Genomic DNA, 11944 nt, shown 5'->3' with positions numbered 1-11944 from the left:
ATAGATTTCAGCTACTTTTAGGCGTAGGCACTCTCATCGAATTTTATTTTAAGTTAATTATTTGCATAACAATTACCGAAGAGCCAGAAAAAGCTAATGATTAGAACTTTGAAGGTATTTTCTGAAAATGGACGAGAACGAGTAGCCTATGAAAAAATTTCACCACGCCTACCAGAAACTTTCAAATCAGAAGCCCTTGACATTGCTTTGGGTATAAAAAAACAATATATAAAAACAGAAGTTCTTAAAATTTTAGCCCGTGTTTTACCTGAAAACTTAATCTTAAGAACTCTAGAAGCAGTTGCATCTATGGAAGGAATTTCACAGGAAGAACGTGCATTGCTTTGTAGCTTCATTGTTCCTGAAATAGTAGGCAATTATGCAGAATATTTCTATTATCTATGGAGAGCAAGAATCTCTTCATATTCTTATAATCGTCAATCTTTATTGGAAGAAATTAACAATTTAATACCCATAATGAAACAACTTGGGGGGGATGAAGTAATAACAGAGGCAATACAGACTGTGAAATGGGTTTTATATACTTTTCCGTAGCTCTAGAAAAAGAGGATAATTCAGTGAGCAATAATAGAGTAGAGAGTTTATTTGAATAGACATAGACGAAAGACCTGAAAATTGTCTAAATCGAGATATCTACCTGACATCGTGACTGTGAATTTCTCCACAGTCAATACTAAAAATTTATTTAGAATCATATAGGACTTACGCAAGATGTGACTGAAAACCTTATTCTTGCGTAGGGGTAATTCATGAATTACCCCTACTTTCGTTCCCTTTTGCGTAAGTCCTGTCATACTGTTTGACATAGAGTAACACATAAGTTACTATAGCAGTATGTCTATTATCAAAGTTCAAGAATATCTTAAAGAAGATGATTCAAGTCCTTACCAAGAATGGTTTAATAGCTTGGATACCCAAGCAGCTGCGAAGGTAACAGTTGCTAAGTCTCGTTTGGAATTAGGCAATACATCAAATGTTAAATGGTTTGATGGAATTGGTGAATATAAAATTGATTGGGGTCCTGGATATCGGATTTATCTAGCTCAAGATGGTAAACAGCTTATAGTTTTATTTGGTGGGGGAACAAAGAAAAATCAGCAATCTGATATTAATCGTGCTAAAGAATTATACCAAGAGTACAAAAGACGAAAAAAAGAAATTAGCAAAGAGCAAGCAACTGAGAACGATAATAGAGATAAGAGGTAGTTATTATGGCACTAACTAGAGACTTTAAAGAAACCGTTAATGCACGAGTACAACGAGATTCTGAGTTTGCGATCGCTTTACTTGATGAAGCTATTTCTCTTTTCCTGAATGGTGAACCAGAAACAGCAAGACTGATTTTGAGAGATATTGTCAATGCAACAGTAGGTTTTGAACAGTTAGCAATTGAAACTTCTAAACCTAGTAAAAGTTTACATCGGATGTTATCAGCAAAGGGTAATCCAACGATGGATAATTTGACGGCTATTTTCAATGTTTTGCGGAAAAAACTGAATGTTGATATTAATGTGAAAACGACGGTTATTTACCATTAAAATTCCATTATCTTGAATAAAATAGCGATGGTGCGGAGCGAACTGACAAGTCAGCGCTTGCGCTATCGCATTTCCTCACATTGACAAAAAAAGACAATTCCTACGGAGTGCTTCGCTATTAAACCAGCGAGTCATAGGATTTTATGATTCACTGGAAATTTTGATTGTAGATGATTTTGGGGTTAAGGTGTTGGAATAGATTAACATTTACGCCCGAATCACAGTAATTCTATATTGATTTTCCGTCACCACAACTTCAGTTGATAACCTTTCTTCCATTGGTAAAGCATTTTTCCGCCTATCAAAGATAAATAACCAACCAAAATCTAATCCCAAACGCCCTAAATAAGATTCTAATTGTTCAATTCCATCAGCTTGCGGATCGCGTTTTTTATCCCGCCATACTTTTAATTCAATCCCTAAAATTACATCTTTATAACGCAGACATAGATCCATTCTATCACTACCAATTGCATATTCCCTTTCTAAAACTCCCCCACCATTAACTACACGATGTAAAAAAGCCATTAATACTATATGGGGGGCAATTTCATGGTAAGCAGCACTACTTAATAAAGGTTCGACCTGTTGTCGCCAAAACTTGAGAAATGCTGTTAATAAACCATCAATATTTAATTCACCTTTTGCCGTCAACCAACTAGGACTAATTAAAGGTAAACTGTCCTGAGTTCCTTGTACTAAAACGCGGGGAATAACTTCACGATATATGGGGTTAGAAATAACTAATCCCCCCATCGGATCACGTCTTAATAATCCTAAATCAATTAAATATTGCCTATCATCTGCTAGGGTATCGGGTAAGGTTTGCCCTGCTAAAATTGGTTCAATAATGTTTTTAACTCGTTTTTCTCTGAGTTTTTCCGCTAAACTATCTAAATGAGTATCTTGACGAGCAATTAATATTTCTTTGGCTGTTAAAATGTGTTCTTTAGTAATAGCAGTATTTCTATCTTTTACCATTTTTTCTACAATTTCTTTAGCTAAAGCATTGACTAACCAAGGTTGTCCTTGGGTTAAATCAAACGCTGTTTCTATAGCTTCAGGTGTAAAAAATTGTCCAGTTGCTGCTGTATGTTGTTGATATAATTCTCCCACTTCTGCAAGATTAAAATTTCGCATAGTCAGAGAAGCAACTTTTATATTAAAGGTTCTTCGGTTTGTGTTATGCAATCGACGAGGGTTATAAGGGATGAAACCCTTATAGAGAGAGAGCGAACTAATCAATTAAATCTCTCGCCAGATAAGGATTTAGTCGATTTATGCCACCCTATCGAACCATAACAAGTAACGAAGAACCATATTAAAAGGACTAGATGTATTTAATCTATCACTAGCACCAGATGCTACTTTATAATCTCTCACATCTCGTAAACCAATTAATCCTACTGAGGTCGGGAAATTTTCTGGACGATTAGGAAAACCATCTCTTAACTGTCGTAAAACAGAAATTAAAGTTTGGTCTTGTAAAGAGTCGATTTCATCTATAAATAATACTATGGGACGATTGATAGCTTTTGCCCAACCTGTTAAAAAATCGTTAATTCTATTTCCTGGTTCTTCCTGTTGCCATTGTTTAGCAGGTGGTTGCAATTCTTTGGGTAAGCGGATATTTATTGTATTATACCATGCCCCTAAAATTGCTAATTCTGCGGCAGTAGGATCATGATTAAATGCACTTCCTACTTCCACTGATACCATGACTGCGGCATAATTTCCCGTATCGGTAAGTTGTTTTGCTAGGGATAACATTGCTGTGGTTTTCCCTGTTTGTCGTGGTGCGTGAAGGACAAAGTAACTACGTTGTTGAATTAGCTCCTCTAAATCTGGTAATCGTACTGTGGGAGAGAGCATATAGTGGATATCGTCTTTACAAGGACCTGCAATATTAAACCAGCGAGTCATAGAATTTTGGTAATAGGTGAACTCTTTAAGTTTACACTATCAATTATGTTGGTATCAAGCAAGACTTTCACAGGTTATGTTTCTCCTTTAAATATTCCCATTTAGCTTGATCTGGATCAAAATCAGGAGGTGCAGGTTGGGTTTTCTCAAACCAGTTTTGCAAAACCTTGATTTTAGTTGGTCTTTTTTGGTGTTTCTGGTGCTGATTCAGTGGTTGGGGTTGTGGTATGATCAAGGGTGTCTGTGGCTGCCCAAACTACAATTTCCACGTTTCCGGGGGGTAAATTCAGGTGTTCGGTAATCAGCAAGTTACCAGATTGATCAATTTTTCCTTTGAGTTTGTATGCTTGCATGATGTTTTTTATGATACTCTGTTTTTATATTATTATCTCAAATTGGCTGAATAGGAGGTTATTAACTAAATGTACACCTTAAAAATTAGTAGAGTTGGAAATTCCTTGGCTATAACATTACCTCAAGAAGCCATGGAAAAACTTAAAGTTCAAGAAGGAGACAGTGTATTTGTCACTGAAACACCAACAGGTATTATTATAACTGCTGGTAATCCTGATTTTGAAAAAGCAATGGAGGCTTACAGAAAAGTCAGCACAAAATACAGAAATGCACTTCATGAGTTAGGGAAATGAATGGAATTTTCTGGTTAGATGAAATAATTGTTAAAGCTATACATGAAGACCAATTAATACAGCATGGTGGTCTTGCAGGTGTGCGAGATAACAATTTGTTTTTAGCTAGTTTAGATAGACCGAAAAATTTACTTGCTTATGGTGAACCTACACCCAGTATATTTGATTTAGCTGCGGCTTATGGTTATGGATTTGCTAAAAATCATGCTTTTATAGATGGTAATAAACGGGTAGCTTTCGTAGTAATGGCTATCTTTCTGGAATTAAATGGATATTCGTTGGATGTTCCAGAACCCGAAGTCGTTTTAATAATGGAACGACTAGCAAACGGCCAAGAAAGTCAAGAAACTATATCAGAATGGCTGCAAGAAAATTCTATTAAATATTAAAGGGTGTCTGTGGCTGCCCAAACTACAATTTCCACGTTTCCGGGGGGTAAATTCAGGGGTTCGGTAATCAGCAAGTTACCAGATTGATCAATTTTTCCTTTGAGTTTGTATGCTTGCATGATGTTTTTTATGATACTCTGTTTTTATATCATATCATAGTGAACAAAATTCACGCTCTAAATTTGGGTTTAAATTATGATAACTACACTAATCGAACGAGAAGCAGAACCAATTTTAATTAGTGACTTAACCTGGAGAGAATTTAAAGCTGTTGAACAGCTAATCGATCGACCAGGGTTAAGGTTATCTTTTTTAGATGGAGTTTTGGAGATTAGAAAAATGCCAGGGAAAAAACACGAAACTATCAAAAAACGTATTGCTTCTTTAGTAGAAATTTATTTAGAATTTTTGGGATTAGATTTTACTCCTACTGGTTCTGTCACCCTAGAAAATGAATTTGAAAAGGTTAAAAGAGAAGGTGATGAATCCTATGAATTGGGAGCAAATAGAAAACATCCTGATTTAGTGATTGAGGTGGTTGTTAGTAGTGGAGGAATTGATAAACTGGAAGCATACAAACGGTTACAAATTCCTGAAGTTTGGTTTTGGATGAATGATGAGTTATTGTTTTATAGTTTAGGAAATGAGGGATATGAGGCTGTTAGTAAATCGCAACTTTTACCGAGTTTAGATGTAGATTTATTGATGCGTTGTATTGGTATAGAAAATCATGCTCAAGCACTGCGGGAATTTAGAGCAGGGATAAAAAATATTGAATCAACATAACAATATAAAATGTTGATTTTTTTCGCCTATCTAAAGATTATGGGTTAACTTAACAGTTGCAGAATGCCAAGAGTTAAATTCTCAATATTCCATCAAAAGGGAACAAGTTTTTAACCGTTTCATCGCCTCCGTATTATTAGAAGAAAGACGAGCAGGTAATACTAAATCCTTTGAGTATAGGCTACATATCAGGATAGGCAAGAGGCAAAAGGAGGAATAGATAATCAGTCTTTAATAACTGGATTTAGTATAAGTATTTCATATATGTTGATTGAGAAACCCTTACCCGGTAATACTTCTATGTTTAGTCATTCTCAATAAGGCTGTCCTTATTGCGGTGACTAATTACCTGGCAAGTTCGCAGCTTTCTTTTCACTGATTACTGTTTACTATTCACTGATTACTGTTCACTGATTACTGATCACTGAAAAATCAACTCAATAACCAATCTAGATGATACTGTAAACATTGCTTGAGGTCGTAGCGTTGCTTGATAGTTTCCCTGGCATTTAAACGCAGATTTTGCCAACCCTGGGGATAATTTAACACTTCATCCACGCGATCGGCTATTTGTTGAGGAGAAAAGAAATCCACTAATAAACCATTTTCCCCATCAGTAATTAATTCTCGCACGGGGGGAGTATCGGAACCAATCACCACACAACCCATAGCCATAGCCTCTAACATTGACCAAGAAAGCACAAAAGGACGAGTAAGATAGATATGGGCGGCCGATGCCTGTAAAACCTGTTTATATTGACCGTAGGGCAGAGAACCGGTAAAATGCACCCGGGATAAATCCAAAGAAAGGCTTTCTAACATCAATTGTTTATAGGTTTTGCCGTCCGGTAGAGTTTTCCCATAAGCGACCCGATCCTCCCCGACAATTACGATATGACAGTTAGGCCGACGGGCTAAAATTAGGGAAACAGCCGTCATAAATTGGGGAAAACCGCGATAGGGTTCCATTCCCCGGGTTGCGTAGGTGACAATCTCCTTGACACCGGATAAATCTAAACCTATCTCTGGAATCACTAACTGCACATCGGGACGGGGACAGAAATAGTCCGTATCGATGCCATCGTGTAAAACCGTCAGTTTCGAGTGAAATTCGCGGGGAAATTGTTGTTTTTGCCAGATAGTCGGCGATAAACCTCGATCGCAACTGACCAGATCGATGAGGATTGGCGCATTTTTAATTCTAATCCGGGCCTCGGCATCAGCATTAAGGGGATCCGCCGGATCAAAATCAGCATCGGAACCATGGGCATGATAAAACCATTCAAAATAGGCTAAAAACTTAGTTTTCGGGAAAATATCCTTGATAAATAGACCTGGCCCCCAGCCAGAATGTGCATAGACAATATCGGGATAAAATCCTTGATTTTTCAGTTGTTGGCAAACACCATAAACCGCTTGACCTTGTAAAACCGCACTTTCCAAGGGACGGACATAATGATGGGTTTGGGGAGAAACAGCGCGACTTTCCTTGTAAATAAATTTTTTTACCCCCGCTATCTCTCCCTCCTGCCGGGTAGTGCCGAAAATCACTTGATTTCCAGGGTCTTGAGCCAAAACCGTGCTTAAATGGCGAAATTGGGCGGGAAAATTGGCATGAAGGAATAAAAATTTCATCGCGGGTAAAGGTTTAGAAAAAGCGATCGCTAACCGTACATTGTCCCTGAAAACGGAGCAGATGATCGCATAATACCAAAGCCATCATCGCTTCCACCATAGGGACGGCCCGGGGTAAAACGCAAGGATCGTGTCTTCCTTTGGCTGCCAGGGTGGTTTCTTCCCCGGTGCGCGTCACGGTTTTTTGTTCTTTACCGATAGTCGCGGTGGGTTTAAAAGCGATGCGGATAATAATATTTTCACCGTTACTAATTCCCCCTTGGATACCTCCCGAACGATTGCTAGTGGTGCGAATTTCCCCGTTATCATCGATAAAATACTCGTCATTGTGTTCGCTGCCGGTTAAGAAGGTTCCCGCGAATCCCGATCCGATTTCAAATCCCTTACTCGCGGGTAAGGACATCATCCCCTTAGCTAAATCGGCTTCTAGCTTATCAAAAACGGGTTCTCCTAGACCTTTCGGCACATTTCTGGCTACACACTCCACCACACCGCCGATCGAGTCCTTATCTAGGCGAATTTGGTCAATCAGGGCGATCATTTTGGCGGCCGTTTCCTCGTTGGGACAACGCACTATATTACTTTCCACCTCGTCGAGGGTGACGGTGTTGGGGTCGATGATTGCCTCAATATCTTTAATTCGCTTCACATAGCCGATAATCTCGACATTATAGACAGATTTAAGGATTTTTTTAGCGATCGCTCCTGCGGCCACCCGGCCGATGGTTTCCCGGGCCGAAGATCTGCCTCCTCCTTTCCAGTTGCGAATGCCGTATTTTGCTTCGTAGGTGGCATCCGCATGGGAAGGTCGGAATTTTTCAGCCATTTCGTTGTAATCTTGCGAACGAGCATCCTGATTCCGCACTAAAATAGCGATCGGTGTACCGAGGGTTTTGCCTTCAAAAACGCCCGAAATTATCTCACAAATGTCATTTTCCCGACGCGGGGTCACGATTCTGCTTTGTCCCGGTTTGCGACGGTCTAAATCGATTTGAATCTCCTCTTCAGAAATTTCTAAGCGCGGAGGACAACCATCGATAACCACTCCTACCCCACCCCCGTGAGATTCTCCAAAAGTGGAAACCCGAAATAGTCGTCCGAAAGTGTTACCCATAATCTCAATGTCTATTAAGCCTCAAGCTTTTATTGTACCTGAGCGGTTATCAGTTATCAGTGATCAGTTATCAGTTATCAGTGATCAGATGTGAGTTTTTAGTGGACAGTCTTAAGTAGAAAATTGCCGTTTTCTTGTCACTGATGCCATTTTTCAAAAGTAATCGCAGAGATGGTTAATTTCCCTTACCCCCACAACCAAAGGGAGAGGGGAGTAAAATGCCGGCTCTCTTATTCTTTGTGTGATAAGTTTAACTTATATAAGACCGATCAATCTTTGTGTCCTTTGTGTCTTTGTGGTTCGTTCCATTTGCTCGCCAGCAGGAATGTATTTTAGAATACATTTTACCCACCAAACCCAAGAGAGTAAAATGCCTGCTACGAATAAAGGAAAATACTATGATTACTGTTTACTGATCACTGTTCACTGATAACTGAAAGGTCTCCTGTCTTCAGGTTAAGCTCCCAAAAAAAGGCTATTCTTTACCTTATATTCCTCGGCAGAAATTTGATGACTTCTTTGTTAGTTCACACTTATCCTTCTCTTGTCAAGGGTATTTTAATTAAACGTTACAAACGCTTTTTTGCCGAGATACAACTGGACAACGGAGAATTAATTACGGCCCATTGCGCTAATACCGGACCGATGACGGATGTATGTGTAGAGGGTCAACCGGTTTATCTTTCTCGCAGTGATAACCCGAAGCGAAAATTAGCTTATACCTGGGAGATGATTCAACTGGGGGAGACTTGGGTGGGAGTTAATACCAATCTTCCTAATCAGGTGGTGAAAAATGCCCTGTTGCAAGGAGTTTTTCCCGATTTGGTCAAAAATGACACCGAAGTGCGATCGGAAGTGGCCTACGGTCAAAATAATCGCAGTAGAATTGATTTTCTTTTGACCCATGGTGATAAATCCCTCACCTATATCGAGGTCAAAAATACCACTTGGAATCAGGGAGAAACGGCACTTTTTCCCGATACTGTCACCACGCGGGGACAGAAGCATTTACAGGAATTAATGGCTTTATTGCCGGCAGCGGAGGCGATTATGCTCTACTTTATTAATCGGGGTGATTGTGACCGGTTTGCTCCGGGGGATAGTAAGGATACTAAATACGGGCAGTTATTGCGTCAAGCAGTGGCTAAAGGAGTCAAAGTTTTACCCTGTCGCTTCCAAGTGACACCCACGGGAATTTATTATTTAGGTTTAGCAGAATTGCAACTGTGACACCAGTGGTTTAGAGAGGCCAGCTTTTGACAAAATCCCCCAGACCGCAACTGACCTTTAAAAACCTAGAGACACAGTTACCTGTGCCTCTAAGGGGGATTTTTGTCGATACATATTTGAGGTAATTTGTCAAGGTTTTTGATAACTAATTTCCATGGCGCATTTTCTCTAATTTCTGTTGCACCTTAGCATCGAGAGAATGGAATAAAAAACGCCCTTTGGGACTTTGAGAAGAACTCTGGGATTTTCTCAGACGACGACCGGTTAAATCCACCTCGATTTCCAGACGTTGAGCGGAAATCCACTGGGCCCCATAACCCATAACCGTCATTTTTTGGGCATTATCAGAGGTAGCGACGATAATCCGTCCGATAGCTGGGGCGCGATCGTGCCAAAAATCGGCACAGGTTTTCTCGATATAGGTGTCGGCGGTTTGAGCGTGAGCGGTAAAATAAACCGATAAATGGTTAGTGTAGCGTTCCTGGCTGCCGGGGGTATCTTGAAGGTAGGAATCGAAGACGATTTGGGTTTGATAACCCTGATGGTGGGTGTAACCGATTAGGGTTTCAATTAACTTGTCTCGCGCCGGTTCGAGACCGTGGCGATCGCTAATTTTTTTCAGGGACGGCCAAGCGCCGATGACGTTGTAGCCGTCAACCAGCAGAAGGGAACGATCAGAGGAATTAACCATGGCTTTGAGAGTAATTGGTGTGGCATTAAGGGCAGTTCTAAAAAACAGCATCCTAATGATATTAACAAAAAATTTAAGATTCAACCGCCGCACTTGCCAATAATCTCGCTTTTAAGTCTAGGGGATTTCCCCGATCCGTTACCTTGCCCCCCTCCAACAAAAATGCCCCATCGCTGTAATCCAATTCCTCCAGGCGATGCGTCACCCAAAGGGCCGTAATCCCCCGGTTTTTGACCAATTTCTGCACTTGAGAGACTAATTCTAGCTGGGTATCCCCATCCAAAAGGGCGGTGGGTTCATCAAAGAGCAAAACCTCGCAATGACGAGCTAAAGCCCCCGCAATGGCGATTCTTTGCTTTTGTCCGCCACTGAGAGCATAGATCGGTCGTTTTTCCATTTCTAATAAATTCACCGCCCCTAGGGATTCCCGCACCCGCGCCCGAATTGCCGGCGTGGATAAACCCTCGGATACCAACCCAAAAGCCACATCTGCCCCCACTGTTGGCATAACTAACTGATGGTCGGGATTTTGAAAAACAAAACCGAGGGGGTTAGGTATCTCTATTTCCCCGCGACTAGGTTTTAATAATCCCGCTAATAATCGCAGCAGGGTTGATTTACCGCTGCCATTTGTCCCCAACAACATCCAAAATTCTCCTCTGGGAACTTGCAAAGAGCAGCCATTTAATACTGATTTCCCATTCGGCCAGCTAAAGCAGAGGTCTTTTACTTTTATAGTCATAATTATGAGTTGATCAGTTATCAGTTATCAGTTTTGAGTTTTCAGTGGAAAGTGTTATGTAGGCGATTGCCGTTTTCTTGTCACTGATTACTGGTTACTGCTCACTGATAACTGATTAAAGAACTATTCTGTGGCTAAAGCGACAAACCCCGGCGCTCTACCAGTGGAGGCAGCCCCGGATTTTTGTGAAACAATCACCGCACTGATCTGATCGCTCAAAACCGCCACCTTTTTATCGGTTTGTTTTTCGCAGGTTAATTCTAATAATTCTGGATTCGGCGATCGCATAGCGTTAATAATTGTTTGATACAAAGCGTCTGCTGCTGCTTCTTCCTTGCGCTGCACGGAAATGGGGATGGGGGAGAGTTTCAGGGTAATATCGATCGAATACATAGTTTAGCGTTCCCTTCCAAAAAACAAGTCAAAAACCATTGTATAGCAGGGGTTGGGAAGTCAGTGATCAGTTATCAGTTATCAGATGTGAGTTTTCAGTTCACTGATTGCTGTTCACTGTGGGGATAACCTTAGCGTCATCACCGATTAACTCTCGGTAGTCGGTGTGCAGAGGCGTTGTTAGCTGGCAATCACTTGCTTGAATGAATGAGCATGGTGCGTTCCCCAAAATCTATCGGTGCAGCAGTAGGAGCCAGATTAGGGAACGCACCCAACAAGATCGGCGATCGCACTATGGAGCGCAGCGGAATTGCCGTCCGGTGCATCGCATTGTTGGGAGTCCATAAGTCTTTTGATCAGAGCATTACTCATTAGAATAGCTTTTTGGTGATCATTTTGTGCAATACTAATTACTTCTTCAGCATCTTCATCACTGATCATTTCAAATTGTTTCTGGCTTGGACATAAGCTATCATTCAAATCCCTTGGTTCAAACTTGTCTAATTCATCACCATAACTTCGTTTATTGATTTTTATTATTTCCTGTCCAATATCACTGAGCAAATACACAAATAATTTATTAATAAATTGTTCTCCGAATTTATTTGGATAAAAGGAATGAAAGCAGGTAAAATTTATTGCTGTTGTGAAATTGCGTATTACTTTTAACCTGCCCCTGCTAAAGACACCGAATAAAATTGGAGCTGGTTTTCTCTTTTCAATTTTGTACCAAGTGTTCCTTGTCAGCAATTCTCATTTTGAAAACAAAAGAAGATAAAGTTCTCTATGTGAACAAGAGAACTTCTGTCTAATTATCATTTTTTTTCAAGATAAT

General features: G+C 40.2%; 16 protein-coding genes and 2 pseudogenes. 8 read left to right on the top strand and 10 right to left on the bottom strand.

What is annotated here, in order from left to right; translation table 11 throughout:
• Positions 1 to 96 precede the first annotated feature (96 nt).
• From BGL89_RS00750 to BGL89_RS00740, 3 genes are all read left to right on the top strand, one after another.
• Positions 97 to 555 carry a hypothetical protein gene (locus BGL89_RS00750; protein WP_286823714.1) on the top strand — a complete coding sequence of 153 codons (459 nt, stop codon included), beginning with the start codon at positions 97 to 99 and terminating at the stop codon, positions 553 to 555.
• A gap of 300 nt (positions 556 to 855) precedes the next feature.
• Positions 856 to 1227, top strand: a complete 372-nt coding sequence (locus tag BGL89_RS00745; protein ID WP_286823713.1) for a type II toxin-antitoxin system RelE/ParE family toxin — start codon at positions 856 to 858, stop codon at positions 1225 to 1227.
• Positions 1228 to 1232: 5 nt separating this feature from the next.
• On the top strand, positions 1233 to 1559 hold the full coding sequence (locus BGL89_RS00740; RefSeq protein ID WP_002754998.1) for a helix-turn-helix domain-containing transcriptional regulator: 327 nt from the start codon (positions 1233 to 1235) through the stop codon (positions 1557 to 1559).
• A 207-nt stretch (positions 1560 to 1766) separates the two neighbouring features.
• Here BGL89_RS00740 and BGL89_RS00735 read toward each other — a convergent pair whose 3' ends face one another.
• The 3 genes and pseudogenes from BGL89_RS00735 to BGL89_RS00725 all read right to left on the bottom strand — a co-directional run bounded on the left by BGL89_RS00735 (position 1767) and on the right by BGL89_RS00725 (position 3835).
• The gene (locus tag BGL89_RS00735; protein WP_502692584.1) at positions 1767 to 2699 is read right to left on the bottom strand and encodes a hypothetical protein; all 933 of its coding nucleotides are present in this window, start codon (positions 2697 to 2699) and stop codon (positions 1767 to 1769) included.
• Positions 2700 to 2837: 138 nt separating this feature from the next.
• Positions 2838 to 3482, bottom strand: coding sequence for an ATP-binding protein (locus BGL89_RS00730; protein ID WP_502692583.1), 645 nt, complete (start codon positions 3480 to 3482; stop codon positions 2838 to 2840).
• Between the two features lie 67 nt (positions 3483 to 3549).
• Positions 3550 to 3835: pseudogene (locus tag BGL89_RS00725) on the bottom strand (hypothetical protein).
• A gap of 69 nt (positions 3836 to 3904) precedes the next feature.
• Here BGL89_RS00725 and BGL89_RS00720 point away from each other — a divergent pair.
• Both BGL89_RS00720 and BGL89_RS00715 read left to right on the top strand, forming a co-directional pair.
• Complete coding sequence (locus BGL89_RS00720) at positions 3905 to 4129, top strand: AbrB/MazE/SpoVT family DNA-binding domain-containing protein (protein WP_158201318.1); 225 nt, start codon at positions 3905 to 3907, stop codon at positions 4127 to 4129.
• On the top strand, positions 4126 to 4518 hold the full coding sequence (locus BGL89_RS00715; RefSeq protein ID WP_024969647.1) for a type II toxin-antitoxin system death-on-curing family toxin: 393 nt from the start codon (positions 4126 to 4128) through the stop codon (positions 4516 to 4518). The genes BGL89_RS00720 and BGL89_RS00715 overlap by 4 nt, the downstream gene beginning before the upstream one ends.
• Here the strand turns inward: BGL89_RS00715 and BGL89_RS00710 are convergent.
• The gene (locus BGL89_RS00710) at positions 4515 to 4637 is read right to left on the bottom strand and encodes a hypothetical protein (RefSeq protein WP_286823715.1); all 123 of its coding nucleotides are present in this window, start codon (positions 4635 to 4637) and stop codon (positions 4515 to 4517) included. The two genes, BGL89_RS00715 and BGL89_RS00710, sit on opposite strands and share 4 nt — an antisense overlap.
• Before the next feature lie 76 nt (positions 4638 to 4713).
• Between BGL89_RS00710 and BGL89_RS00705 the strand changes: the two genes are divergently transcribed.
• Positions 4714 to 5304, top strand: coding sequence for a Uma2 family endonuclease (locus tag BGL89_RS00705; protein ID WP_286823712.1), 591 nt, complete (start codon positions 4714 to 4716; stop codon positions 5302 to 5304).
• 432 nt (positions 5305 to 5736) lie between these two features.
• Here BGL89_RS00705 and BGL89_RS00700 read toward each other — a convergent pair whose 3' ends face one another.
• Positions 5737 to 6939, bottom strand: coding sequence for a glycosyltransferase family 4 protein (locus tag BGL89_RS00700; protein ID WP_286823711.1), 1203 nt, complete (start codon positions 6937 to 6939; stop codon positions 5737 to 5739).
• A 13-nt stretch (positions 6940 to 6952) separates the two neighbouring features.
• Positions 6953 to 8053, bottom strand: coding sequence for a chorismate synthase (gene aroC / locus BGL89_RS00695; RefSeq protein WP_286823710.1), 1101 nt, complete (start codon positions 8051 to 8053; stop codon positions 6953 to 6955).
• Between the two features lie 241 nt (positions 8054 to 8294).
• Between aroC and BGL89_RS00690 the strand changes: the two genes are divergently transcribed.
• On the top strand, positions 8295 to 8483 hold the full coding sequence (locus tag BGL89_RS00690) for a hypothetical protein (RefSeq protein WP_232306221.1): 189 nt from the start codon (positions 8295 to 8297) through the stop codon (positions 8481 to 8483).
• Positions 8484 to 8563: 80 nt separating this feature from the next.
• Positions 8564 to 9283, top strand: coding sequence for a DNA/RNA nuclease SfsA (gene sfsA, locus BGL89_RS00685; protein WP_286823709.1), 720 nt, complete (start codon positions 8564 to 8566; stop codon positions 9281 to 9283).
• Positions 9284 to 9428: 145 nt separating this feature from the next.
• Here the strand turns inward: sfsA and BGL89_RS00680 are convergent, their stop codons facing one another.
• From BGL89_RS00680 to BGL89_RS00665, 4 genes and pseudogenes are all read right to left on the bottom strand, one after another.
• On the bottom strand, positions 9429 to 9974 hold the full coding sequence (locus tag BGL89_RS00680; protein WP_286823708.1) for an NYN domain-containing protein: 546 nt from the start codon (positions 9972 to 9974) through the stop codon (positions 9429 to 9431).
• 73 nt (positions 9975 to 10047) lie between these two features.
• On the bottom strand, positions 10048 to 10716 hold the full coding sequence (locus tag BGL89_RS00675) for an energy-coupling factor ABC transporter ATP-binding protein (protein ID WP_149985320.1): 669 nt from the start codon (positions 10714 to 10716) through the stop codon (positions 10048 to 10050).
• A gap of 123 nt (positions 10717 to 10839) precedes the next feature.
• A complete protein-coding gene (locus BGL89_RS00670; protein ID WP_002756830.1) occupies positions 10840 to 11109 on the bottom strand; it encodes a UPF0367 protein family in 270 nt (89 codons plus the stop codon).
• A 258-nt stretch (positions 11110 to 11367) separates the two neighbouring features.
• Positions 11368 to 11853: pseudogene (locus tag BGL89_RS00665) on the bottom strand (SAM-dependent methyltransferase); the annotation flags it as partial.
• Positions 11854 to 11944: the final 91 nt, after the last annotated feature.

Origin of the sequence: Microcystis sp. LSC13-02 (genome assembly GCA_002282935.1) — a bacterium.
Taxonomy (GTDB): Bacteria; Cyanobacteriota; Cyanobacteriia; order Cyanobacteriales; family Microcystaceae; genus Microcystis.
This window is presented reverse-complemented; position numbering and strand designations above follow the sequence as displayed.

Bases quoted from the DNA above. Each gene is read 5' to 3' on its own strand.
- BGL89_RS00750 (WP_286823714.1), top strand. From the start codon at position 97: ATGATTAGAACTTTGAAGGTATTTTCTGAAAATGGACGAGAACGAGTA.
- BGL89_RS00745 (WP_286823713.1), top strand. From the start codon at position 856: ATGTCTATTATCAAAGTTCAAGAATATCTTAAAGAAGATGATTCAAGT.
- BGL89_RS00740 (WP_002754998.1), top strand. From the start codon at position 1,233: ATGGCACTAACTAGAGACTTTAAAGAAACCGTTAATGCACGAGTACAA.
- BGL89_RS00735 (WP_502692584.1), bottom strand. From the start codon at position 2,699: ATGCGAAATTTTAATCTTGCAGAAGTGGGAGAATTATATCAACAACAT.
- BGL89_RS00730 (WP_502692583.1), bottom strand. From the start codon at position 3,482: ATGACTCGCTGGTTTAATATTGCAGGTCCTTGTAAAGACGATATCCAC.
- BGL89_RS00720 (WP_158201318.1), top strand. From the start codon at position 3,905: ATGTACACCTTAAAAATTAGTAGAGTTGGAAATTCCTTGGCTATAACA.
- BGL89_RS00715 (WP_024969647.1), top strand. From the start codon at position 4,126: ATGAATGGAATTTTCTGGTTAGATGAAATAATTGTTAAAGCTATACAT.
- BGL89_RS00710 (WP_286823715.1), bottom strand. From the start codon at position 4,637: ATGCAAGCATACAAACTCAAAGGAAAAATTGATCAATCTGGTAACTTG.
- BGL89_RS00705 (WP_286823712.1), top strand. From the start codon at position 4,714: ATGATAACTACACTAATCGAACGAGAAGCAGAACCAATTTTAATTAGT.
- BGL89_RS00700 (WP_286823711.1), bottom strand. From the start codon at position 6,939: ATGAAATTTTTATTCCTTCATGCCAATTTTCCCGCCCAATTTCGCCAT.
- aroC (WP_286823710.1), bottom strand. From the start codon at position 8,053: ATGGGTAACACTTTCGGACGACTATTTCGGGTTTCCACTTTTGGAGAA.
- sfsA (WP_286823709.1), top strand. From the start codon at position 8,564: ATGACTTCTTTGTTAGTTCACACTTATCCTTCTCTTGTCAAGGGTATT.
- BGL89_RS00680 (WP_286823708.1), bottom strand. From the start codon at position 9,974: ATGGTTAATTCCTCTGATCGTTCCCTTCTGCTGGTTGACGGCTACAAC.
- BGL89_RS00675 (WP_149985320.1), bottom strand. From the start codon at position 10,716: ATGACTATAAAAGTAAAAGACCTCTGCTTTAGCTGGCCGAATGGGAAA.
- BGL89_RS00670 (WP_002756830.1), bottom strand. From the start codon at position 11,109: ATGTATTCGATCGATATTACCCTGAAACTCTCCCCCATCCCCATTTCC.